Raw genomic sequence first — 23,680 nt, 5'->3', positions numbered from 1 at the left:
GGCGGGCCCCGTTGCCTTGTAGCCCGGGTCAGCGCAGCGCACCCGGGGTGGCACCGCGCGGGCCTTTGTCATGAGGCGTGGGTGATGGATCGCTGTGCGGACCCCGGGTGCGGCCTGTGGCCTTACCCGGGCTACGTGGGGGTTGTCTGGCCGAGCCATGGGGGCAGATCGACGCTGGCCAGCCAGCCGCCCTTGCGAGCCATGAGGGCCAGGGCCTCGGCCAGGGCGTGAGACTCCATGCGGGTGAGGGTCAATTGGGCGCTGTTTTTGCCTGCCGCGAGCTGGAGCCGGGTTTCGGTCGGGCTGACCGTGAGCGTCGCCGTGTCCACCAGCTGCTCCAATGGGCCGGGTCCGGCGGTGCTGCCGGGGTCGTCCGCGCGAATGGCGTCAAACTCCAGCGACATGGCGTGCTCTTGCGCAATTTCGCGCTCATTGGTGCGGGGCAGCCAGGGCGCATTCAGCGTGGGCAGAGGCACCTTTTGCAACTGGTTGATCAAAGCGTGCAGCAGGCGCAGGGTGATGCGCCGGGTGAGCCACCAGTCGGTGCGCTGCTGATCGTTTCGCAGGCACAGGCGAAGCCGGTCCTGGCCGGGGTGGTAGGTGACGTCCATCTTCATGGCGGTGTTGCCGTGCAGTGCATGCCAGACAGCGACACGGCCCGGGCCGGGAATGTGCAGTGGATACGGTGGGTTTTCATGAACCCGGATTGTGGCCCAGAGAGAGCCGGCTGCAAGCCATGGGCCGCCCTGTAGCCCGGGTAAGCGCAGCACACCCGGGGAATGCCCCGCCCGGTGTTCACGGCCGTGGTGCAAGCACCGCCGTGCGAACCCCGGGTGCGGGCGGGCACAGGCACAAAAAAGAACCCCTGTCACCTCGTTGGGGGACAGGGGTTCAGGGGTTTCACCCGCACCGCCTACCGGGGCAGGCGGCGCTTGTAGCCCGGGTTGTAGCCCGGGTTGTAGCCCGGGTAAGCGCAGCGCACCCGGGGCCGTGCGGGGCCGCACTTTTGCATGGGCTGTGGTTCATCGACCGGCGTGCGGGGCCACCCTTTTGCATGTGCCGTGGTTCATCGACCGGCGTGCGGACCCCGGGTGCGGGCTTTGCCCTTACCCGGGCTACGGGGCTGGGGGGAGGTCAGTCCTGAAAGTCGACGATAGATTCCCAGGATATGCCATTGAGCGACACGCCGACGAGCTGGATGACTTCGGTATAGCCACTGCCGTCATCATCGGTCACCAGGTACGCATCCCCCCCCGCAACCTGACCCACGTAATACGTGACGGCGCCGTCGAGCACCACGCCAGCGTCGGTCAGCAGATCCGCCAGAGTCGCTACCGCTGCCTCGGCCTCAGCGTAGTTGCTCTCGGTCGCTGCGCCGAAGGAGCCGTAGATCATGTCGTAGTCGGTGCTGACAAAGTCCTGAATGATGTCCGTCACCAGGCCTGCCGTGGTGTCGAGGTCGGTCGCATTGAAGCCGAAGGCATCACTGCCCTCTCCACCGTAGAGGTTGTCCACCCCCGCGCCCCCCTCCAACCAGTCGCTGCCGGCTCCGCCATAGAGCACATCCACGCCGGCTTCGCCCAAGAGGTAGTCGTCACCCTCATCGCCGTGGAGCACGTCATTGTCCTCTCCACCCATGATGTAGTCATTGCCCGCGCCCCCCTGCACAGTGTCTGCACCACCCCCGCCAGAGACGGCGTCGTAGTCGCCGAAACCAAAGATCATGTCGGCCGCATCGGAGCCCCAGACGGTGTCTGCGCCAGCAGTGCCCAAAAAGACGTGCGTATCCGGCGTGGGCGCCCCGCCGTCGGCGAGGCGCAGCACGGCCTCGGTCACGTCCGTCTGTGCGCTGACCGTGATGAAGCCAGGCGTGTTGGCGTTCAAAGACGTGGACGTACCGGTAATGAGCGGCCCCACGCCGCCCTCCGTGTCCCAAGCGTACAACGCAGCCGTTGCTGCACCATTGGCGGTGACCGAGAGCTCGTTCACCTCGCTCACCGCGAAGGCCGTGATCAGCGGCTGCGGGGGGCGTGCGACGGGAACGTCATAGAGATTGGCACCGACACGGATCTTGACGGTGTCCCCCAGGTCCAGGCCCTCCAGCCGGGCCCAGGTCTGGAAGGAATTGCCGCCGCCATCCACGTCGATGAGCAATTGCGCAGGGTCGCCGTCATCTTCGCCCGGCACGATGCGGATGACCTTGTTCAACGGCCCCCGGTTGAACACGCCACGCGCAAAGCCCACCAGGGAAAGGTCCAGAACGTCGCTCTGGCCGTAGTTGTAGTCCTCGATGGTGTCAATGCCGTTGGCCGCCTGGGTGCGCTCGAACACAAAGCGGTCGGCGCCCTGGCCGCCGGTCAGGAAGTCGTCACCGCCATAGCCGCGCAGGTAGTCGTCGCCCAGGCCGCCGTTCATGCTTTCATCGGCGCTGCTACCGTAGAGGTAGTTGTTGCGGGCATTGCCCGTGATGGTTCTGAGGTCTCGTGTCATGGATGGACTCCTTGGATAGGGGGTGATGGGTGACCCGCAACGAGAGCCGGTTGCACAGCGGCTTTGCTGCGCACATGGGCCCTCATGCATTGGCTTGAGGCAACTATCACCCAAACCCCTGCGGATTGGCTCTCCAAAGCTCTCAATCCGGTGAGTTTTGAGCTGCTACGCTTGACCCATGTCCCATGCTGTCAACGTTCCGCACGCTGCCCATGCCGCCATTGGTCTGGTGGAAGATGAACCCGTGCTGCGCGAGGAGCTGACCTTCCAGTTGCAGCACCGGGGGTTTGCGGTGGCGGCCTTTGCCGACGCTGCGGGCCTGTACCGCCATCTGGTCACACAGCCACTGGCGGCCGTGGTGCTGGACATCGGGCTGCCGGGAGAGGATGGTCTGAGTATTGCCAGACTGCTGCGCGCCCCAACCCGCACATGGGGCTGGTGTTTTTGACAGCGCGCAGCCAGCGTGATGACCGGCTGAGCGGCCTGGCGGCCGGTGCCGATGCGTACCTGGTCAAGCCGGTCGATGTGGACGAGCTGGACCTGATACTGCACCGCCTGCTGCAACGGCATGCCCTGAGCACCGCAGCGCCGGTGCCGCAGCACGGTCTTGACGCCGTTCGCGAACCCTGGACGCTGCAGGCCAGCCGGGCGCAACTGCTGGCGCCCAGCGGCACCACGGTGCGACTGACGCTGACCGAGCTGCAGCTGCTGGCCGAACTGGCGGCCCGGCAGGGCAGGCCCTGCAAACATGTGGAAATGGCGCGGGCCATGGGCATGCTGGCCGACGAATGGGACCGTCACCGCCTGGAGGTGATTGTGAGCCGGCTGCGGGCCAAGGTGGAGCGCGAAACAGGCCTGACGGCCCCGATACGTTCGGTGCGCGGCGTAGGCTATGCGTGGGACTGCGGCAGCGCACCATGACAGCCCGCCTGTGGATGGCCCTTGCCTGGGTGAGCGCCGCAGCCAGCCTGCTGGGCGCTGCGTGGGCGCAAACGGCCCCGCCCCCTCTGCCGCTGACCCCGCAAGAGCGCGCCTTTGTGCAACAGCATGGCAGCGTGCGCCTGTGCGTCGACCCGGACTGGGTGCCGTTTGAGCATCTGGATGCACAGGGGCGCCATGTGGGCATAGCAGCCGACCTGGTGCAACTGGTGGCCCAGCGCACGGGCCTGACCATCGAGCCGCTGGCGGTGGCCACCTGGGAAGAGAGCCTGGCGGCATCCCGCGCCGGGCGCTGCCAGGCCATGAGCTTTTTGAACCAGACCCCGCAGCGCAGCCAGTGGCTGAACTTCACGGAGCCCATTTTCACCGACCCGAATGTGCTCATCACCCGGGAAGAACACCCTTACATTGCCGACCTGCACCAGCTGGAAGGGCAGACCGTTGCCGTACCCGGCGGCACGATGGTGCAAGAGCGCATCCGGCGGGATTTTCCGCAGCTGAAGGTGGTGACCACCGAGACCGAGCGGGAAGCCATTGAACTGGTATCCAGCCGCAAGGCGGACATGACCCTGCGCTCGCTGATTGTGGCGGCCTACACCATCCGGCACGAAGGCTGGTTCAACCTCAAGATTGCCGGGCAGGTGCCCGAATACACCAACGCCCTGCGCATGGGCGTGCTGAAAACCGAGCCCCTGCTGCTGAGTGTGCTGAACAAAGGCGTGCAAAGCATCACCGCGAAGGAGCGGGAGGCCATCTCCAACCGGCATGCCGCCATCGAGGTGCGGCACGGCCCGGACTACGGCCTGCTCTGGAAGGTGCTGGCGGGTGGCATGGCGCTGTTGCTGGGCGGCATTTTCTGGCACCGCAAACTGCGCCAGCTGGACCGCGAACGCACCGCGCTGGCCGAAGCCCGCGTGGAACAGGCCTTGCAGGCACAGCGCGAACAAAGCCAGCTGGTGGCGCTGCTGTCACACGAAGTGCGCACGGCACTGTCCATGATCGACGGGGCAGCGGGGTCATTGCACCTGCTGATTCAGGCGGATGACGGGCCCAGCCAGCTGCGGGTGCAGCGCATCCGGGACGGCGTCCGGCGCTTGCTGGAGCTCAGTGACCAGTTCCTGACCAAAGACCGGCTGGACAACGGCGCGCTCACGCCCCGGCGAAAAGACGTCAACGTACTGGCGTTGTGTCAGGACGTGGCGGCATCACTGGACGAGGGGCAGCGCATCACCGTGGGCGGCAGCGGCAACACCTGCATGCACGCCGACCCGGACTTGCTGCAGGTGGCCGTGCGCAACCTGCTGGTGAACGCGCTGCGCTACACCCCTGCCGACTCGAAGGTGACGCTGGAGGTGCGGGGCGACGCCGGGGGGGTGACGATCGAGGTGTCGGACGAAGGACCGGGGATTCCGGCGCCGGAGCAGGACGTGATTTTCACCCGCTACATGCGCGGGGCCCACGGGCAGGGCAAGCCGGGGGTGGGCCTGGGGCTGCACCTGGTGAAACGGGTGGCCGAGCTGCACGGAGGCACCGTGGCACTGGCATCGCCCACAGGTCAAGGCGCGTGTTTTGTCCTGCGCCTGCCTGCCCCATACCCATGAGCCGGGCGCCCCCGGGTGTCCGAGCAGCCCCGGGCGAGCGCTGCACGCCCGGGGCACAGATGGCCAAAGAGCGTCAGATGAGGCCCTGTTGGAGCAACACGATGTTGCTGGCATTCAAGCCCGCAGCACCGGTGATTTCGACAACCACGTCATCGAAACCTTGCGGCAGCGCATCCACCGGAGCCTCACCCGCATAGCCATCACCCCAAGCATCCCAGAACAGGTACTCTTTGCCGTCATAGCGGAAGCGGTACACGTTGTACTCGCCACTGAGGTCGTCGGGGGCGCCCCAACGCACACCGTTGGCCTGCACCATCATCTCGTCCAACGACTCGTCCGGATCGACCGTCAGGTCGCCAAGATCGAACAAACCGCCCTCGTCACCCATCTGGGCAACAACCAGATTCGTCACCACTACGCCATCCGGAATGGAGGGCGTGTCGGTGTTACGGAAAATCTCGAAAAAGTGCGAGGCGAGCCCGGCTTCCTGCACCAGAACAATCACATCACTGGTGTTGGCAGCACCGCCGTTGTCCGAAAAGTCCTTGATGCTGTCGATGCCCCCCTCCACCACGTTGGTGGCAAAGAAGGCATCAGCGCCGCCGCCGCCGTAAAGCCAGTCATTGCCGTCGGGGCGGGGGCCCATATCGCGGCCCTTGTTGTCCAAGCTGGCGCCTCCAAACAAGAAATCGCTGCCCCCACCGGCATAGATGATGTCGATGCCATCACCCCCGTCGAAGAACTCACGATCGTTGGTGCCGTACAGCACGTTTTCGTCGCCCAGCCAAGGCAATTCATTGCCAGGCTCCACGGCATCGGTGGCGTAGTGCAGTCGGCCGGCGTCATCGAGGTACCACTGGTTTTCTGCATAAACACCTTGCAGCACCATGCCGCCCAGGGAGCCAACATCGCCACTTTCGGAATCGCCATCGCTGTCGTACAGCACCATGGTATGCGTGGCACGGGTGGGGTCGGCCGTGGTGTCCGGCGTGCTGGTCACGGTGAAGATGTCGGTGGCGGCATCGTACGTGCCGTAATACACCTCAAACTGCCCATCATCCACGGCATCGTCACCTGAGTCCGTCACATTCTCTGGAAGGCGCAGGGCCGTAACGCCCGGCGTGAATGCCGTGGTGCCGCCAAAGCCCACCACACGGTCGCCCATCAGCACGTCGGCGCCCATGTGAATCGTATCGTTGTAGTCACCACCCTCAATGCCCACAATCAGACGGTCGTCAAACAGGTCGTCATCGTCGGCAAAGTCGTTGAGATACTCATCCTCACCATCCATTACTGCGCCATCACCGTTGCGGTCACCGTTGCCGATGTCGTAGCGCAGGCCGGTGCTGGGGGTGCCCTGCACCGGCCGGGTGTAGGTGTGCGCGCCGATACGGAAATGCACCAAATTGCCTGCGTACAGGCCTTCGAGCGTGGCCCATTCCGTGTAAGTTTCACCACCAGCGCCGGTGAGGGACACCTCGACGCGGGCGCCGCCGCCTATGCCGTCGTCCACAAAGCGGACGACGTTGTCGATGCCGTTCTCGATGGCGCCGTTGCGCGACAGCGCGTTGCGCGCAAAGCCGACGAGGGAGAAGTCCAGCACGTCCACCTCGCCGCCGCCGACGGCGGGTGCGTACATGTAGTCCTTGATGGTATCCAGGCCGTTTTGCGTCTGGGTGCGCTCGAACACAAACCGGTCGGAGCCTGCGCCGCCCCACAAATAATCGTTGCCCGCGTAACCGCGCAGGTAGTCGTCGCCCAAGCCGGCGTTGATACCGTCGCTGATGGCGGTGCCGTAGAGGTAGTTGTTGCGGGCGTTGCCCCGGATGGTGAGAGGGGGAATCTGTGACATGGGTTGTCTCTTTTCGGGTGGGAGGGAGGGGTGAACATCAACGCCGGGCAACCGCACGGGGTGAACTGCGCCTGGGGCCGGGGCGGCGGTCGATGTTTGTTACACATGCTAGCGGCAAGGCTTTTAGCGGTCCAGTTTTTTTTGCGCAGGCGCGGGGTTGGTGCCACCCTGCCCTTTGTCATGGCACCGTGGGGGGCATGGGCAGCGTGGGGCCTGCCCGTTCGCAGGTGCCGTGGTTGCATGACCGGCGTGCGGAGCCGCACTTTTGCATGGGCCGTGGTTCATCGACCGCCGTGCGGGCCCCCCGGGCTACGGTGGGGTTTGTAGCCCGGGTCAGCGCAGCGCACCCGGGGCCGTGCCACGCAAACCGAGGTCATGGCACGGTGCGGTGCGCCGGGGGGAGCGCCAGGGACACCAGGTCCAGCTTCCATAGCCACATCAGCGCCCGGGTGCCAGCGGGCGACTTCTGCCCTGCCGCCTTCAGGGCCGAGTCCACCGTATGGGGTGTGTCGGCTTCAAGCACCGCCAGCAGTGCGGCCAGGCTGTCGCGCGGCAGCAACCGGGCGTCAAAGGCGTAATTGACCATCGACAAATCCAGCAAGGCCTGCAAGCGCTCAGCGGCCTGCGGCCGGGCCTGCACCGGCCAGCTGCCTTGCAGCGTGGCCGAGGAGAAATGCGCAAACCGCGCAAACGGATCGGCCCGCTGCGGCCAGGCCCGTGGCTGCTGGGCCTGCGGGGCGGCATGGCGCCGGATTTCACCCAGCTCGGCGGCCAAAGCGGCGTACTGGCGCAACACCACAGGCCAGTCGAAAACCTGCCGTGCCCGCTGCAGCCCGGCTGCGCCCATGGCCTGGCGCAGCGCCGCATCGGCTGCCAGGCGGCAGACGGCCTGGGCCAGCGCCTCGGGCTGCACCACCGTGGCCATGCTGGTGCGACCGATGAACATGTCGTAGCTGTCGGTCTGCATCGCATGGCGCAGCGCGAGATCCAGGCCCGCGCCCGCAGGCGGCAGCACCGTGGGCACCCGAAACCCGTCCACGCCATCGCGGATGGTCTCGCGATAGCCATTCCAGTCGGCCACGATCACCGGCAGCCCCGCAGCCATGGCCTCCACCGGGGTCAAACCAAAGGTTTCCTGGATGTTGTCGGACAGCGACACGAACACATCCGCTGCCTGCCACGCCAGGCGGTAACGCGCCTCGTCTTGCCCATTGACATGGATGAAGCGCACCGAAGGCGCCAATGCCTTCTGCGCTGCCGCAAAGGCCTGCGCAATGGACTCGTTGGGGAACACACCCGCCTCGATACACACCACCGGCGACTGCCGTGCTGCCTGCTCCAGCGCCTGGTACAGCGGCGCAGGGTTGGCTTTGGCATGGAACGACAAACGGCCCGAGAACAAAAACACCGTTTCGTCCTGCGCCACACCCAGCGCCTGACGCGCCAAGGGCTTGTGTGCGGGCACAGGCGCAAAAAAAGGCACATCCACGCCCAGCGGAATCACCGGCAGCTGCGGCGCGTTGAAGCGCATCGGGCCCGCCTCATCCGTCCACCATGCCCGCATCTCGTCATGCAGCTGGGTCACCATGGTTTTGGCGCACTCCGAAATGCAGATCAGTGCATCCCACGGACGGTAAGGGGGCAGCACCCAGCCCGCCACATCGTCCATGGCGCCCGCCGAGGACAAGGTGAACGTGGCGGCCATGATGCTGAAGGCGGCGGGGTGCGCACGATTGCGCAGGTGGGCCAAATCCTGCGGGCCGGGCGACGGGAAGTACACCGCACCGGCCTCCCGGGCCGTTTGCAGGTCGGCAAGGCGGCTCCAACGCACCTGGCCGGCATAGCCGTCTGCCTGCAATTGCGCCAGCAGTGCACGCCCGCCCTGCGCTGCCGGCCCCAGCCCGCGCACCACGGTGTCAGGCCAGGTACGCACCACCCCTTTCATCAAGGCACGGCCTGCGCTTTGTCGGCCCATGATTTTGGCGGCCGTGGAGTAGGCATCGCCCGCGTAATAAAGTGCAAAGTTCATGATGACTCAAGGGGGTTTCTTCAGGGGCGCGGCACGGACAATCAGTCATGGCAGGCCGTGTCAGTCGTCCCACATGCGGCGCAGGTTGGTGCTGGACTTGAGCAACAGGTCTGCCATGCGGTCGTGGCCCACTTTGTCGAGGTAGGCCTTGCGCACCTGGTCCAGGTCCAGCAAGATCTCGCGCTGGCGCGCATCACGCACGCGCGACTCCACCCAGCCCACAACGGCAAGGCGTTCACCACGGGTGACGGGCGTCACACGGTGCAAACCGCCGGTCGGGTACAAAATCAGACTGCCGGCCTTGAGCTTGAGGCGCTGCTCGCCAAACGGTGTTTCCATGGCCAGCTCGCCGCCGTCATAACTCTCGGGCTCGCTCAGGAACAAAGTGAATGAAATGTCAGACCGGTGGCCCGTGTCCATGATGGCCGCATCGGTGTGCGTGCCGTACTCCATGCCCTCCCGGTAGCGGCTCACCATGAGTTTGGAGACTGCGCGCGGCATGGCAAGCTGGCGGAACAAGGCATGGCCGAGCACCGCGCCCTGCAGCATCTGCATCAGGCCCGGCACCTTGGCAGCATCCACCTGCTCATTGTTCTTGACCGCCTTGGCCATACCGGCCGCACTGGCTTTGCCATCGGTGAACACGTCACCGGCCAGGCTGCTGTGCACCTGTGCCAGCTGTTCAGGCCCCAGCACCTGCGGGATGACATAGAGGGATTCCATTACTGAGCTTTCTTTGCTGTTGGGGCACACCGGCACCGGTGCGCCTCTGAAAATGAACGGGGTCACCACGCAGGCCCGGCAGCCACTGGCATGGTGGTGCACATGATAAGTGCCCTCACCACCCCGCAGCCCGGTACGCCCGGGTTTGTGGCCCGGGTCAGCGCAGCGCACCCGGGGGGATGCGCACCGTGCGCTCAGGCCACGCCCAGGCGCTGGAGCAGCGGCAGCTGGTGGCTCAGGAACTCCTGCGCCTGCTGTTGCAGCGCCGCGAGGTTTTCCGGCTCGGTCCGCAGGGCTTTGCCGTCTTTCAGGATCTTTTGGCCCTGGACGTTCAGGATGTTCCAGACATGGCTGGCCATGCCCTCGGCGTTGGTATGGCCCTGGGCCTGCGCCGCCAGGAACAACTGTGTAAAACGCTGCACTGCCACGCCCCCGCCGGTCACCGGGCTGGCCAGACAGCTGAAATCGGTGCTGGAGCGCGAACGGTGCATGATCTCTGCGTTCAACCGCTGGCAGGCCCCACGGGCTGCCTCGGCGGCTGCAGGCTCCTGGGCCAGCGCCACATGCCCTGCCCCCGCCAGCGCCACCACCACCTCACGCAACTTGGCGAGCGTCAGGCCCGGCAGATGGGCAAGCCGCCCTTCGAGCTCGCCCACGGTCAGCACGGCGTGATCGGCCAGGGCATCCAGCACCGCGTCATACACAGCGCCCTGGGGCTTGGCCTCGCCCAGACGCCCGGCCAGCTTCACCTCCAGGCCCTCGCGGCGGGACGTCAGCATCAGACGCAGCTGGCGCCACTGCTCGCCCTGCTCCAGCGCAGACAGCCTGCGCGCGCCCTTGACCCAATAGTCGCGCCGGAACTGCTGGTTCACCAGAAAATCACGCACCGTCTCGCGCCAGGCGGCATCCGGCTGGCTGGCCAGCAACGCCTGCTGTGGCGCAGTGAGGTTGAGCGCGTCCAGATGATCGAGCAAATGGGCCGAGCAGGCAAACTGCAGCTTGGCCCCACCCAGCCAGCGCTGCATGTCTGAAAAATACATGGGCTGCCAGTGCTCATTGAAATACTCGTGCGCCAGGTACTGGCGGTTATTGCGGCCCAGCGCCTCCAGGCGCTGCGCCAGCTGCGGATGGGCTTTGCCCAACTGGGGCTGCGCCTCCATCAGGCGGGTGGCAAAGGCCAGTGCGCCATCCACCCGCGCCAGCACCCCTTGTGCCGCATTGCCCTGGGTCTGGCCGTGCAAGGCCAGCAAATGCCGCATGGGTGCAAACGACGCCCAGCCGGGCATGGTGTTGTAGCTGATGTACAGCACGCCCCCCGGCTTGAGCCTGCGGCGCACCAAATCGACGATGACCTGGCGGTTGGCATCGGACACCCAGCTCCAGATGCCATGCAGGGCCATGAAGTCGAAGTCGGGCAGATCGGTGCGCTGGGCAAAGTCGGCAAACGCATCGTCATGCAGGCGTGCCCCCGCACCGGCGGCGGCGGCCAGGTCTTGCGCAAAACGCGCCTGCGCGGGGTTGAAGTCCGTGCCCCACCATTGCACACCGCCGCCTGCGGCGTGCAGATTCACACTCATGCCCTGGCCAAAACCCAGCTCGCAGGCCGCGCCCACCGGTGGGCAGGCCAGGCCCGCCTGCAGCAGGGCCAGCCGCATGCGCAAAGGGTTCAGCTCGGCGTAATAGCCGTAGGTGTAATCCACCTCGGCGGTGTAACCCGCAGTCCAGTCCAGTGTCATTTGATCGTCTCCATTCATTTCAGTGTTCCGGTGTCGCCCGGGTAAGCGTAGCGCACCCGGGGCCGTGCGGAGCCGCCCCTTCGCATACGCCGTGGGGGTGCCACCGCCATGCGGCCCCCGGGTGCGGGCTTTGCCCTTACCCGGGCTGCGCGCATCCTGGAAAATTCAAGCCAAATCAGCCTCTAGCCTTTGCAATGCAAGGGCGAGCAGCTATTTAAACAATAGCAATTCACACACACCATGGCGCTGCTGAAAAAGCGGCCCGCCATGAAAAAACCCCCGGGCCTTTGCAGGGCACGGGGGTTTTGCAGGCGATGCCTGCCCGGCACAGGGCCGGGTCAGGCGATCGAAGCGTCAGACGAGGCCAGAGGCGATGTTGGCAGCGTCGAAGTTGGCAGCGGTAATACCCACCAGCTTGATGAAGCCGTCCGCCGTGCCATCCTTGTTGGCGTCGAAGAACAGCACGCCCATGGCGCCACCTCCACCACCAGACGCTTCGTCGTCGGTAATGCTGGTCAGGTAGTACACCTTGGCGCCGTCCATGGCGTCGTTAGCAGCATCGAGGGCAGCTTCAAAGTCGGCCACGCCAGCGTCTTCGTCGTAGTTGGCGCTTTCACCCTGGGCCATGCCCTCGATCTGGATCTTGTCAGCGCCAGCCACCAGGAAGTCCGTGATGATGTCTGCCGTCAGGTAGGAGCCAGAGTCCAGCGGGTACTCCGAGGCACTGGTGCCCACCACGGCCGGATCGACAGCCACAGCCACGGTGAAGCCACCGTTTTCAGCCACGGAATCGTCCAGGGTGATGACACCAAGCGTAGCGTCAGCGAGAACCGCCGTTCCGAGCTGCTCGCCAGGGACACCAACGTTCACGGAGTTCGAAGGATGCTGGTTGAAGGCCAATGCCAGGGCAGAAGCAATATCCGCTGCATCATCCCCGATTGCCGCCTTGTACTGCACACCGATCACCTGACCTTCCTTGAGGGTCACGGTCATCTTGTACACGTTGCCAACGTCCACCGAGGCGGGGATGGTCACGTCCGTAGACTGCGGTACATCTACCAGCGGGCCGCCAGGGGTATTGTTCAAAGCAGCATTCAGACCATTATGCGTGCCACCCACGGTTGCAGCCGTGCCCACCAGTTCGACCGAGTTGCCATTGTCACCCGACACCGTCACGACGTCGTCTGTCGCCGTGGCAGTAATGCCGTTGACCGCATCGAGTGCCGCAGCAATGGCGGTGGCCACTGCGTCAGCATTCTTCACGTCCAAGGCCGGATCGTTGTCGATCAGGATGGCACTGGCCACGCCGTTCAGCACATAGGTGATGGTCAGCATCTCGTCGTTGTCGTCGTTGTCGTCCGCCTCCACCATGATGGTGGCGTAGTCCTTGGCGTCCACGGTGTACTTCACCGTCGGCACTTCAGGCTGGCTCATCACCACGTCAAAGACGAAGGTGTCGTTGCCCAGACCGCCGGTCAAGGTGTCCACTTGGTCTTCATCCGACTGGGTGCCGTTACCGCCGTTGATGACGTCGTTCTTGGCACTGCCAATGATCACGTCGCCAGCATCGGCACCGCCCACGGAATCAGCCGTTCCGCCCACGATGGTGAAGCCGTTGGCACCGGTGGCCTTCGACAGGTCGATGGTGTTGATACCGGTGCTGCCGTTGATGGTGGCAGTTCCGTTGTTCACCGTCGCGGCTGTGGCCACGAAGTCGACATCGCCCGTCGGGAGATTGCCAACGACCGTCGCACCTGCGGAAACATTGAGCACATCGAATTCGCCTGCCTTGACGTTACCCGAGTACGGCGCGTTCAGCAACGTGTCAGTGCCGGCATCCACATTGATGGTGTACCAGCCGGTCGTACGGGCAGCATCGATGGTGTCGTCGCCCAAGCCAGCAGTGACGGTATCGTCAAAGGCCGACAGAGTGATCTCATCATCATTCTTCGAGCCCACCAGCACCTGTCCCTTGGCATCGGTGGTGCCATCGTCCAGGAGGGCGCCTTGCAACTCAAACTCGAGGATGTCGTCATCGGTAGAGACGCTATCAGCACCATCCACAGCCGTCAGGGTCACACCCGACAGGTCGATATGGACTGTCTTGAGCGAGTCACCCAGATCACCACCATCCACGTTATCGGCATTGCCGGTGACATAGACGGTGCCTTCGCCAAACACCATCACGCTGCTGGCCTGGAGGGCCAGCACTTGCTGCACGGTCAGGGTCAGCGATTGGCCTGCGCCAACCTTGATGGAGTTGTTGCCGGAGAAGAACAGGCCCTCGATCACGCCCACAGTGGCAGGGTCATCCACCAAGGCGGTCAGGTTCACGTCACCCACGATGGTGAGCTCAGTGTCATTGAGCATCAGGGTGCCGCCTGTCACGAACTCGACGTCTTCGGTGATGGTCAGGAACGTGTCATCGATGTACCAGCTGCTGCCCACTGCCAGGCTTGGGGCCACCAGCTTGCCGTCGACATTGCCTGCACCCAGGGTGGCGTAGGTGTTGCCGTTGCCGTTCAGGGTGAAAGCGTGTTCACCGGCGTCGAGGGTGTCGCCATCGTTGTCCAGGTCGGCGCTGGCGTCATCGGTGCCGTCGATCTGGGCGAGGACGCCCAGGTTGACGTAGCCGTTGCCGGTCACGGTGATGGTGGACAGGTCGCTGCCGTTGACACCGGCGTACGGTGCACCCGTGCCGTCGGTTTTGGTGCCGAACAGGACGGTGCTGAGGCCGCCGTTGTTCGTCACGATGCCGGTGGTCATGGCGCCAGCGCCCTGGCCATCGGAGCCTTCATCACCAGCTGCGGTGATTTGGGTGATGACGAAGGAGTTGCCGCCTTCTTCGGTGATCACGACGTTGCCGCCACTGATCTGCGACGAAATGCCTGCCACGTCATCCAGGGCTGCTGCGACGGCTACCTTGAGGGCTGCAGCATTCGTGAAGTCGATGGCCGGGTCGTTGATCACCACCTGGCCTTCCACGCCGTTGAGCAGGTAGCTGACGGTGACGCTTTCGTTGCCGTCATCAACCGCCGTGAAACCGGCGAAGTTGATGGTGGTTTCAGCCTTTGTGCCAGTGATGATGGTCAGGGTTTCGTCGGTGACGAAGTCGCCCGCAGGGCTGCCGCCGGTGACGGTCAAGGTGCCGCTGAAGCCGCTCACGTCCAGCGCAAAGCCGGTAATGTCGGCATCGCTGGTGTCCACGGACTTCATGGTCACGTTGTTGTTACCGGTGACCACCAGGGAGGCCACGGAGGAACCCGCAGCGCCAGCCTGCCTGTCGTAGGTGATGGTGCCCAGGGTCAGGTCGGCGCCTGCGCCCAGGGAACCATTGCCCACCACCGACGGAGCACCCGTCTGCAGCACCACGTTCATCAGGTCAATGTCGGTGTTGGTGTTGCCCACACCGATGTTGCCCACCGTGTTGTTGTTGGCTGGCTGCACGTTCTCGGGGTCGTCGTTCAGCACGTCTGCATCAATACCGTCACGCAGTTCGGCAATGCCGTCGTTGTCGTTCAGGTAGGCCTCGGCGGCGAGGGTGTTGTTCTCGTGCAGAGCGCGTTGCGAGTCGATGGTGAGCGTGTTGAAGCTGATCGAGTTGGGGTCGATCTTGGAGCCGGCGATCACGTCGTCGATCAGGATGTTGCCCACCGAAGCGGAGCCACCCATCTTGATGGTGAGGTTCTCGATGTGCTCTTCAGGGCTCAGGCCCACGTCGCTGAAGGTGAGGTTGCCCACCGTGGCGAAGTTGACCAGTTCCATCGTGCGGCTGATCGCGTTGGAGTTGAACAGGATGTTCAGCGCGGTCAGGTCGGTGAAGTCCACACGCAGGATGGTGCTGGGCAGCGTGGTGAACAGGCTTTCCACCAGTCCACCTTCGGCCGTGAGCAGATCCTCGCTGAACCACAGGCGGGTGATGTCGGCAGAGTAACCTGCCGTGTCAATGCCACCGGCAGCTGCAATGCTGTTGAACAGCCAGACCACGTTGGTGGACGGGGTGTCGCCACCCGTGCTGTTCACCGTGATGATGCGCTCGGCCTGGGCGTTGGTGTTGAAGCGGATCGTCTGGCCGGCCAGATCGTCGTTGCTTGCCACACCGTTTGCCACATCCTTCAGGGTGATGGAGATGTCGCCCAGGTCGGATGCCGCGTTGATGGTGACGTCGTTGTCTTCCAGCGTTGCGTTGGCCACCAGCTTGGTGCCCACAGCAATGTTGTCCTGCACACCGGCCAGGATGTCGCTGAAGTCGTAGGCGGCGTCGCCCAGCTTGGTGATGGCCACGGTGGGCACATCGGCAGCCACAAAACCTGCAACGCTTTCGTTCACGTTGATGGCCGGGTCGGCAATGATGGTCAGGCCATCGGCTTGTGCAGCCGTCAGCTTGAGGTCCACACCCTTGCCCAGCACGATGGTGCCGGTGATGTTGACGTTGTCCAGCAGCGTCCAGTCGGTGTCGGCTGTGATGTACAGCACGGCGTTGGTGCCGAGGTCAACGTTCAGGTCACCGTTGGTCCAAGCCAGCCCGTCACCGAAGGTCAACTGGCTGCCCGCAGCGGCGTCGGACAGGTCGAAGGACCAGCCGGGTTCTGCCGTGGGTGCGTCGTCGTCGTTCAGGGTGGAGGTGGACACGCGCAGCGTGGTGACACCGGTGCCCGAGACGAAGCTGAAGTTGGCCGTGTCAACGTTGGTGATGTTTTCGATAGACAGCGCGCCGGTCAGGCCGGATGCGTTGATCGAAGACAGTTCACCACCGCCGTCGATGCCGTCAAGGAAGTCTTCACCATCCGCTTCTACCATGCCCAGCGTGATGGCGCCGGTACCGCTGAAGACGATGCTTTCGGTAGCGTCAGCATTGATGGAGGGCGAAGCGCCCGTCACCGTGAGGGTGCCAGCGTTGTTGACCACGTTGAACACGTCGATGTCTGCGTCGGACACATCCAGCGACTGGATGGTGACCGGTGCGGTGCCATTGACAGTCAGCGTGGCGGTGTTCAGCGCTGCTTCGGTCGAGTTGAACGTGACGGAACCACCAATGGTGAAGGCTGCCGCGGCGTTGATTTCGATGTTCAGCAGGTTGTTGTCGACGTTTGCCGTACCGTCAGGATTGATCACGGCCTGTGCGATGGGCGTGATGCCGCCCGTGATGCCGTTGCTGGTACCCACACCGGTGGAGTTCAGCGTGAGCTTCTGGAACTTGGAGGCAGTCAGGTTGCTATCGTTGACTTCACGATCGAGGATCAGGCTGCCAGCAATGACAGAACCCTCGATGTTGTTGTCGACGTCCTCTGCTTCGGTCCGGTCGGTAGCGTCGCCCGTGAAGTTGATCGCGAGAGTGCGAACTTCGCGGTCGTCGTCCTGGCCGTTGAAGACGAGCGAACCGAGCACTTCCACGCCTTCTTCGATGACAACCACGCGGTGGATGGCCGAGACATAGCCCAACTCCTCCGGGTCTTCGTAGAGGTTGAGCGTGACACTGCTGGCAAGGTTGTCGATGATGTATTCGACGTCGGTGCCACCTACCGAGACGGCCATGGCACGCAGGGTGTCCACGTTGTAGCCAGCCGCATTGATCGACGGCCCCGCGATGTCGAACATGAACGTGACCGTGGAGCCAGCCGTGCCGTTGACCTTGAGGTTGTGGGCTTGGGACTCGTAGGCCAGACCCAAGGCGAAACCACCAATGTTGATGGTGCCGTTGTTGAGGTTGGTGTACGCGTTGAAGTCGACGTCCTCAGCCGTGGTAACGGTGAGAGTGCCACCCGTACCGACGACCACGCCCGTCAGGTCAAAGCCTTCGCCGGCCTCAACCAGACCATCGCCATCGGCGTCCACCCACATGTCGCTTTGCTTCAGGTCGGTGATATTGACGGTGATCTTGTCGTTACCGGCAATGCCGTCGGTGTTGAGGGCGGTGATGGTGCCCTTGCCTGCCAGTTGCTGGAACTGGGCAGCCGTCAGGTTCAGCGTGCCGCCTTCGGGAACGGTGATGGACTTCGCGCCGCTCAGGTTCACGCTCGGATCGAGGGTGATGCTGCCCGATGCCATGGTGATGTTGACCATCAGTTCGTCGCTCAGTGCGGAGAAGTCGAAGGCCGAGCCGTCGTAGCTGACGATGGTCAGGGCTTCGTCCACGGTGTCATCGGTGGCGCCAGACAGGATGTTGCCTGCGCCCACTGCGTTCACCTGAGCGAACGTCAGGGTCAACGCAGCGTCTTCAGCGATGGTGATCTGGCTCACGCCGGTCAGCACGTCGTCAGACAGGTTCACTTCGTTGACGATGGTCAGCTCGATGTTGCTGCCCAGGAAGCTCAGAGCATCGTTGTTGTCGTTAACCACATCCTGGTCGATGTCGTTGCCATCGACCGTGATGGACAGGGTGCCGGTGCCGGCGTTGGTGACCACCAGGCCATCCACGTCGTCGTCCTGGGTGTTCACGCCACCCAGCACGCCACCCAGGGTGACGTCAGCGGTGCCGTTGACGGTCAGCGTGACGATGGCAGCGCTGTTGTCGTTGGCACTGATGCCGTCGACAGGCGTGTCGTCCAGCAGACCAGTGTCGTCTTCACCGTGCGAGCTGAAGACGATCTGGCCTTCCAGTTCGAACGCCTGCTGTGCATTGATGACAACCGTCTTCAGGTTGTTGTCACGGCTGCCCACAGCAACGGCCGGGCCGTAAGCTGCAGGGGTGATGTCGCCGCGGATGACGTTGGCGGTGTTGCCGTTGATGCGGTTGGCTGCCGTGCCGGTCGAGTTGATGACCAGTTCTTGCAGGTAGTAAGGCACCAGACCGTCGTCCGTGACATTGACTTCGACCGTGGAGACAACCAAGTCGCCATCGATGTCAACGCCGCCCTGCAGGTTCATGGACAGGTGCGTGACTTCGGAGGAGAGCTGGTACTCGTTGAACGAGATGTCGTTGAAGATCGTGGTGCCTGCTTCGACCACCACGTTCTGCAGACGGCCTTCGACGTCGCCGATGCCGTTGTACACGACCTTGGTGACACGCTCGGACAGGCCCGCAAACATGTAGTCAACGTTGTTGCCAGACACCAGCAGGTTCGTCACGCGCAGGAAGTCCACATCGAAGCCGGAAGCATCGATGTTGGTCAAAACGCCGGAGATATCCGTGAAGGTCAGGGTGCTGTTCGCACCACCCACAACGGCCACGCCATCGGCATCACGCAGATCGCCCAGGGTCAGGGTGTGACCAGCGATGTTGAAAGCATCGACACGCGGTGCGCTGTTATAGCTGCTGTAGATATCCGCATCAGACAGGTCCACGTTTTCGGCCAAGGTCAGGGTGACCGTGCCGGTGACGTCCACGCTGTCCATGTCGAGGTCTTCGCCTGCCACACCCACGGAGGCCTGGGTCACATCGGTGATGTGCACGTTGCCAGCGCCGGTGATGGTGCCATCGTCGTTGAGCTGCTTGAACTGCTCCATGGTCAGGAACAGCGTGGTGCCTTCTGGCACTTCCAGACCGGCGATGCCGGTCAGGTCGGTATCCGGGTGCAGGTGCACTTCGGGCACTGCGGCCAGGGTGACCGAGACGCCCAGCGTGCCTGCCACATCGTAGTTGGCCAAGGCGAACGGCTGGTCGTTCAGACCTTGCAGCACCAGATTTGCACTGTCACCTTCAGCCACTGCGAAGTGGGCGGCGCCAATGACGTCGGCCTGCTCCATGGTCAGGGTCAGGGTGCTGTTGTTGGACAGCGTGACAGAGGTGACATTGCTCAGCGTGGTCGCGCTCAGATCCACGCTGTCGGTGCCGACTTCGTTGCCAATGGTCAGGCTGATGGGGCCTGCACCGCCGATGCTGGCGATGGCGCCGTCGGCTGCGTCGTCAATGGTCAGGTGGGTGGCACCGGCAGCACCGACGAAGGTGAAGCCTTCGGCAGGGTTGTCGATGGACATGGTCAGGGTGCCGACCACGCCTGCGGCGTTGACGCTGTCCACACCCTCCATCAGTTCGGTTTCAATGGTCAGGCTGGCGTCGGCATTCAGAACCAGGGTGTCCACGTCGTCGTCGCTGGCCAGGCTTTCAATGACGGTGTTGCCGCCCGTGACGTTGATGGTGGCAGCGGTGGCGTCGGTGAAGTCGATACCGGCAACCTTTTGCGTCTCGCCGGCAGGCAAGGTGCTCAGGCCCTTGATGTTGACCACAGCCGTAGCGCCCGGACGGGCGAAGTCGGCCACGACCTTACCCACGGCGTAGCCGTCGAACTTGTCGTAAGCGACTTCGAGCAGGAAGTCGACGCCGCGCTCTGTGTTGCCGAAGGTGATGGTGTCTTCGTAGTTGCCACGCAGACCGAGGGTTTTGAGACCTTCAGTGACGCGGGAGGTCCAGAATTCTGCCTCGCCATTTTCAGCGTCGATCTTGGTGACGACATAGGTTTGCACGTCGCGCGAGACCAAGCCTGCTTCTTCGCTGGCGACGGATGCGTCGTTGAGAGAACCGGTTTCGTCCAGGTCTCCGCCGATTTCGACGTTGACACGCACAGGCGCATTGGCCGTGCCATTGCCGTAAATAGCGCTGGCGTTTTCGAAGTGTGCAAGGGTCAGATTGCTGATGGAGCCACCAGCGTCGGAGAAGTCGACCATAAAGGCGTTGGTCGGCTCGCCGTTGTCCACACCGAGTGCGATGGACGAACCACCCTTGATCGGAGCACCCCATTCGTCGATGCCACCCTTCATGGGGGTGAATTCGAAGTCGGACTCGCCCACGATGCGCAGGAAGGTTTCGATGGTGCTGAACGGACCGATCTGGCCACCTTGCACATCGGTGTCGATGGTCAGACGGCTGTAGGACGGTGCATCGGCCGGGCGGTTGTAGCCGTAGGTGACACGGTCGACCAGGACGTTGTAGCCCCATTCGTTGCGCTGAACGCCGTCGCCGCTTGCAATTTCGTCCAGAACGCTACCGTCATTGTTCAGGTCCTTGACGAAGTCGGCGGACAGCGAACCGCCCGTGTACTCGCGGCTGTCAATGACGGTACGAACCTGATCGCTGCTGTTGAACGGATCGAAGTCGAGGCCGGCATTGGTGATGTACACCTTGCCCGACACCTGGTCGGTATTGCCATCGTCGGCAATGGTGATGCCGCCGGAAGCCACCTTGGTGTGCAGTTGCTGCGCGGTGAGCTTGAGGGTGGCGCCGTCGTTGATCTCGAACTTGAGGTCGACGCTGGCGGGCAGGCTGCTGAGCCAGGTGGCCCAGGCGCCGGTGGTCACGTCGAGGTTTTGGGTGACGATGATCTTGATGTGGGCGCTGGTGTTGAAAATGCCGCCATCGACTTCGACCGTTGCGCCAGCGGCCACGAGGGCGGTGACTTGCTTGTCGGTGAGGGTCAGCAGGGCTTTGTCGCCAGCAGCGCCATCGGCCTGCTCGTAGTCGGCGTAGGTGTCGTTGTCGTCATCCAGCACGATCTTGGTGATGCCGGAGAGGGTGGCTGCACGCAGGTCGGCCACGGTGTCGACCACGAGGGTGAGGTTGGTGCCGGTGATGCTGGAGCCGACCTTGGCGACCAGTTCGCCGGTGCCAGGGAAGTCGTCGTAGGCGTCGGATTGCGGGTCTTCGCCGCTGCCGAGGTTGACGACCGAGTTGGTGCCGGCGTTGATCTTGATCAGGGCGCCGTTGCCATCGGTGTAGTCGTCGTCGGTGCCCACCACGGTGATGGTGTTGCCCGAGCCGCCTGCGTCGACGGTGATGTCGCGGCCTTCCACGCGGATGTCGTCAGCGCCGGTGCCGGAGGTGACGTTGATGGTGGCAGCTTCGATGTTGATGGCATTGCCACCGTTGCCGGCCGTGACCTTGACGGTGCCGATATCGGTGTCAGCGCTGATGTCCATATCGTTGGCACCGTTGCCTGCGACGATGGTGACGCTGCTCTTGGAACCAACGCTGTCGCCCACGAGGTAGCTGTAGCCGTTGACCGAGGTGATGTCGAACTGGTTGTTACCGTTGCCGACGGTCAGCACTGCGGTGGAGACGCGGTCGATTTCGAAGTGGTTGGCACCGTTGCCCGCGGTGATGGTCACCAGGTCGGTGGAGGTGCCACCGTCGCGGGTGATTTCGTAGTTGTTGTTGCCGTCGGCGTTGGTGATGGACACCTTGTCTGCGCCAATGACTTCATAGTAGTTGTTGCCAACGCCGCCCTGGATGGTGACGGTTTCGTCGTTGGAGGGGTTGGCGTCGGATTCGCTGGTTTGCACCGAGAAGCGGTCATTGGCTTGCGAGCCAATGAAGGTGACGTTTTGCGAACCGCTCAGGTTGAGGTTGACACCGCCGGTGTTGGCTGCGGCGTTGATGGTGACGGGCGTGGCGTCGTGGAACGACTCGTCCAGATCACCTTCGATGAACAGGTGGGCGTTGCCCGAGATGTTCAGGGTGGTGAGGGCACCGTCGCCATCATTCAACTCACCGAGGTTGCCATCGGCAATGTAGTTGCCACCACCGGTGGAATTGATGTTCAGGGTGGGAGAGTTGTGTGCCACCACCAGCTGTGCACCAGCACCAAAGTTGACGTTGTTCAGCACCAGATCCACGCCGCTGCCTTGCAGTGCGCCGAAGTGCAGGACGACATTCTGGGTGAAGCTGCCGTCAATGGTGGTTTCAGCGCCATTGCGGATGCCGGAAACAGTGAGGCTGCCCGGCGTGGTTTGGTTGGTGCCCAGACCGTCGAAATGGCTTTCGGTGATGGTGAGGGTTTCGATGTCGACCGCACGGGAGAGGTCGAGCACAGAGTTTTTGTAGCTATCGCTGCCCGACAGATCGGGGTAGGTGCTTTCACCTTCGCTGTCGCTGTAGACGTTGGGCAGGTTGTTGACAATGACGTGCTGGATGTTAGTGAGGGCCTTGGGTTGGGCGTAGTAGCCCTTGGCGTCCACTTCCAGGGTGTTGACACCTTCGCCAGCGTCGATGTAGGCCTGGTGCAGCAGCTCGAGACGGCCGGCAACGATCAGGTCATCGTCGGTGGTGGTGACGTAGGGCATGCCATTGACGCCCTTTTCAACGGTGCCACCGTTGTTGTTGTACTTGGTCAGCACGATGGGCACGATGGTGGTGGTGCCGGCTTCGGAGACGTACTTGTAGACGTTGACCTGATAGGGCTCTGCCAAGTCATTGCCATTGGCGTCTTTGGTGATCGTGATCTGCGGGTAGCTCAGGATCTGTTTTTCGAAGAGGCGCAGGTTGCTCTCTTCGTCGAAGACGAGATTGGTCAGCAGCTTGAAGTAGGCGTTGCTGATGTCGACTTCGGCGGTGTGAACGGTGCCGTCGGCAGCCGTGACCGTGACGGTGGTGGTGTTGCCGTCGCCGGTGATGTCGCCAATATCGACCACGCCGTTGAGCGCGTCGGTGAGGGTACCGACTTCATCACCCACATTGATCAGGCCCAACTCGACGAAGTTCAGGCCGGTAATGTCTGCGATGTAGGAGAAGAAACCCTTTTGCAAAAGGACATTACCTTCATAGACATCGTACAGCGGCACACCACCATCGGTGATGGTTTCGTTGGTGAGGTTGTTGTCGTTGCCGTCGGGGTTGTTGCCGTCGAGGTTGTCGACCCCGGTCTCGCCATGGGCGTGGGGGTTGAAGCCGATGTAGGTGACGTTCTTGACGGTGGGCTCAAAGTTGGCCAGCACTGCCTCGGTAACGAGCACGTTTTCGGTCAGGGTGAAGACATTGGGCTTGCCGATGACGCCGGGCTCGTTGATTTCGACGAGCTGGTTGATGGCGGCGTCGATCTGTGCCTGGGTTTTGGGCAGGGTGCCGACGGACTGCAGGAATTCGCGGGCGTGCTGGGCTGCTGCGTCGCCCACGTAGGCGCCGGCTTCTTCCTGGGTGTCAAGGGAGGCGGTGAACATGGCCGATGCGGCCAGCTTGTTGGCGACGGCAACCTTGTCCGCATTCAGGGCGCCATTCATGATGCCGAGCGCTGCACCGGCGGGGGTGAGATAGCCCAGTTCGATCTGGTGCAGCCAGTAGTCAATGCCTTCTTGCTCGGCGTCGCGGCCGAAAAGCATGTTGTAGATGCGGTTGATTTGCTCGGCACCGAAATCGGTGCCGTAGAGACGTTGGGACTCGGGCGAGGCAAAGAAGGCTTCGTACACCTCAACTTCGGTCGAATCCTTGAATGCGTAGGCGCCCACCGGATCTACGGGGCGACCGAAATAAGCCAGGTAGGCTTTATTGAGGAAGTCTTGACTTGCCATGGAATCTCTCCTTGTGGATGGTTACTCGTGTGCCATTCAAATGCACGCTGGGCCACTTTATCAGATTTGCACTGGCTTTTTGTGGCTGTGTACG

General features: G+C 63.2%; 10 protein-coding genes. 3 read left to right on the top strand and 7 right to left on the bottom strand.

Features of this window, described 5'->3' with window-relative positions:
• Positions 1–131 precede the first annotated feature (131 nt).
• Positions 132–617 (bottom strand): hypothetical protein, encoded by a 486-nt coding sequence (locus tag J8G26_RS03465; protein ID WP_210567940.1) that lies wholly within the window; start codon positions 615–617, stop codon positions 132–134.
• Positions 618–1,134: 517 nt separating this feature from the next.
• Positions 1,135–2,490: a hypothetical protein gene (locus J8G26_RS03460; RefSeq protein WP_210567939.1), complete on the bottom strand. Its 1,356-nt coding sequence runs from the start codon at positions 2,488–2,490 to the stop codon at positions 1,135–1,137.
• 178 nt (positions 2,491–2,668) lie between these two features.
• Here J8G26_RS03460 and J8G26_RS03455 point away from each other — a divergent pair, with 178 nt between their 5' ends.
• Genes J8G26_RS03455 through J8G26_RS03445 form a run of 3 tightly spaced genes read left to right on the top strand, consistent with a single transcriptional unit; the run spans position 2,669 to position 5,030 of the window.
• Complete coding sequence (locus J8G26_RS03455) at positions 2,669–2,938, top strand: response regulator (protein WP_210567938.1); 270 nt, start codon at positions 2,669–2,671, stop codon at positions 2,936–2,938.
• Positions 2,920–3,411, top strand: coding sequence for a winged helix-turn-helix domain-containing protein (locus tag J8G26_RS03450; protein ID WP_210567937.1), 492 nt, complete (start codon positions 2,920–2,922; stop codon positions 3,409–3,411). The genes J8G26_RS03455 and J8G26_RS03450 overlap by 19 nt, the downstream gene beginning before the upstream one ends.
• Positions 3,408–5,030, top strand: a complete 1,623-nt coding sequence (locus J8G26_RS03445) for a transporter substrate-binding domain-containing protein (RefSeq protein WP_210567936.1) — start codon at positions 3,408–3,410, stop codon at positions 5,028–5,030. The genes J8G26_RS03450 and J8G26_RS03445 overlap by 4 nt, the downstream gene beginning before the upstream one ends.
• Before the next feature lie 73 nt (positions 5,031–5,103).
• Here the strand turns inward: J8G26_RS03445 and J8G26_RS03440 are convergent, their stop codons facing one another.
• The 5 genes from J8G26_RS03440 to J8G26_RS03420 form a co-directional block, all read right to left on the bottom strand.
• Complete coding sequence (locus J8G26_RS03440) at positions 5,104–6,882, bottom strand: hypothetical protein (protein WP_210567935.1); 1,779 nt, start codon at positions 6,880–6,882, stop codon at positions 5,104–5,106.
• Positions 6,883–7,255: 373 nt separating this feature from the next.
• Entirely contained in the window at positions 7,256–8,911 is a 1,656-nt protein-coding gene (locus J8G26_RS03435) for a glycosyltransferase family 4 protein (protein ID WP_210567934.1), read from the bottom strand.
• A 60-nt stretch (positions 8,912–8,971) separates the two neighbouring features.
• Positions 8,972–9,634 (bottom strand): Fe2+-dependent dioxygenase, encoded by a 663-nt coding sequence (locus tag J8G26_RS03430; RefSeq protein ID WP_210567933.1) that lies wholly within the window; start codon positions 9,632–9,634, stop codon positions 8,972–8,974.
• A gap of 194 nt (positions 9,635–9,828) precedes the next feature.
• Entirely contained in the window at positions 9,829–11,370 is a 1,542-nt protein-coding gene (locus J8G26_RS03425; RefSeq protein ID WP_210567932.1) for a class I SAM-dependent methyltransferase, read from the bottom strand.
• Between the two features lie 354 nt (positions 11,371–11,724).
• Positions 11,725–23,586 (bottom strand): DUF4214 domain-containing protein, encoded by an 11,862-nt coding sequence (locus tag J8G26_RS03420; RefSeq protein ID WP_210567931.1) that lies wholly within the window; start codon positions 23,584–23,586, stop codon positions 11,725–11,727.
• Positions 23,587–23,680 lie beyond the last annotated feature (94 nt).

This window comes from Acidovorax sp. JG5, from assembly GCF_017939685.1.
In the GTDB taxonomy this organism is placed as follows: Bacteria; Pseudomonadota; Gammaproteobacteria; order Burkholderiales; family Burkholderiaceae_C; genus Acidovorax.
This window is presented reverse-complemented; position numbering and strand designations above follow the sequence as displayed.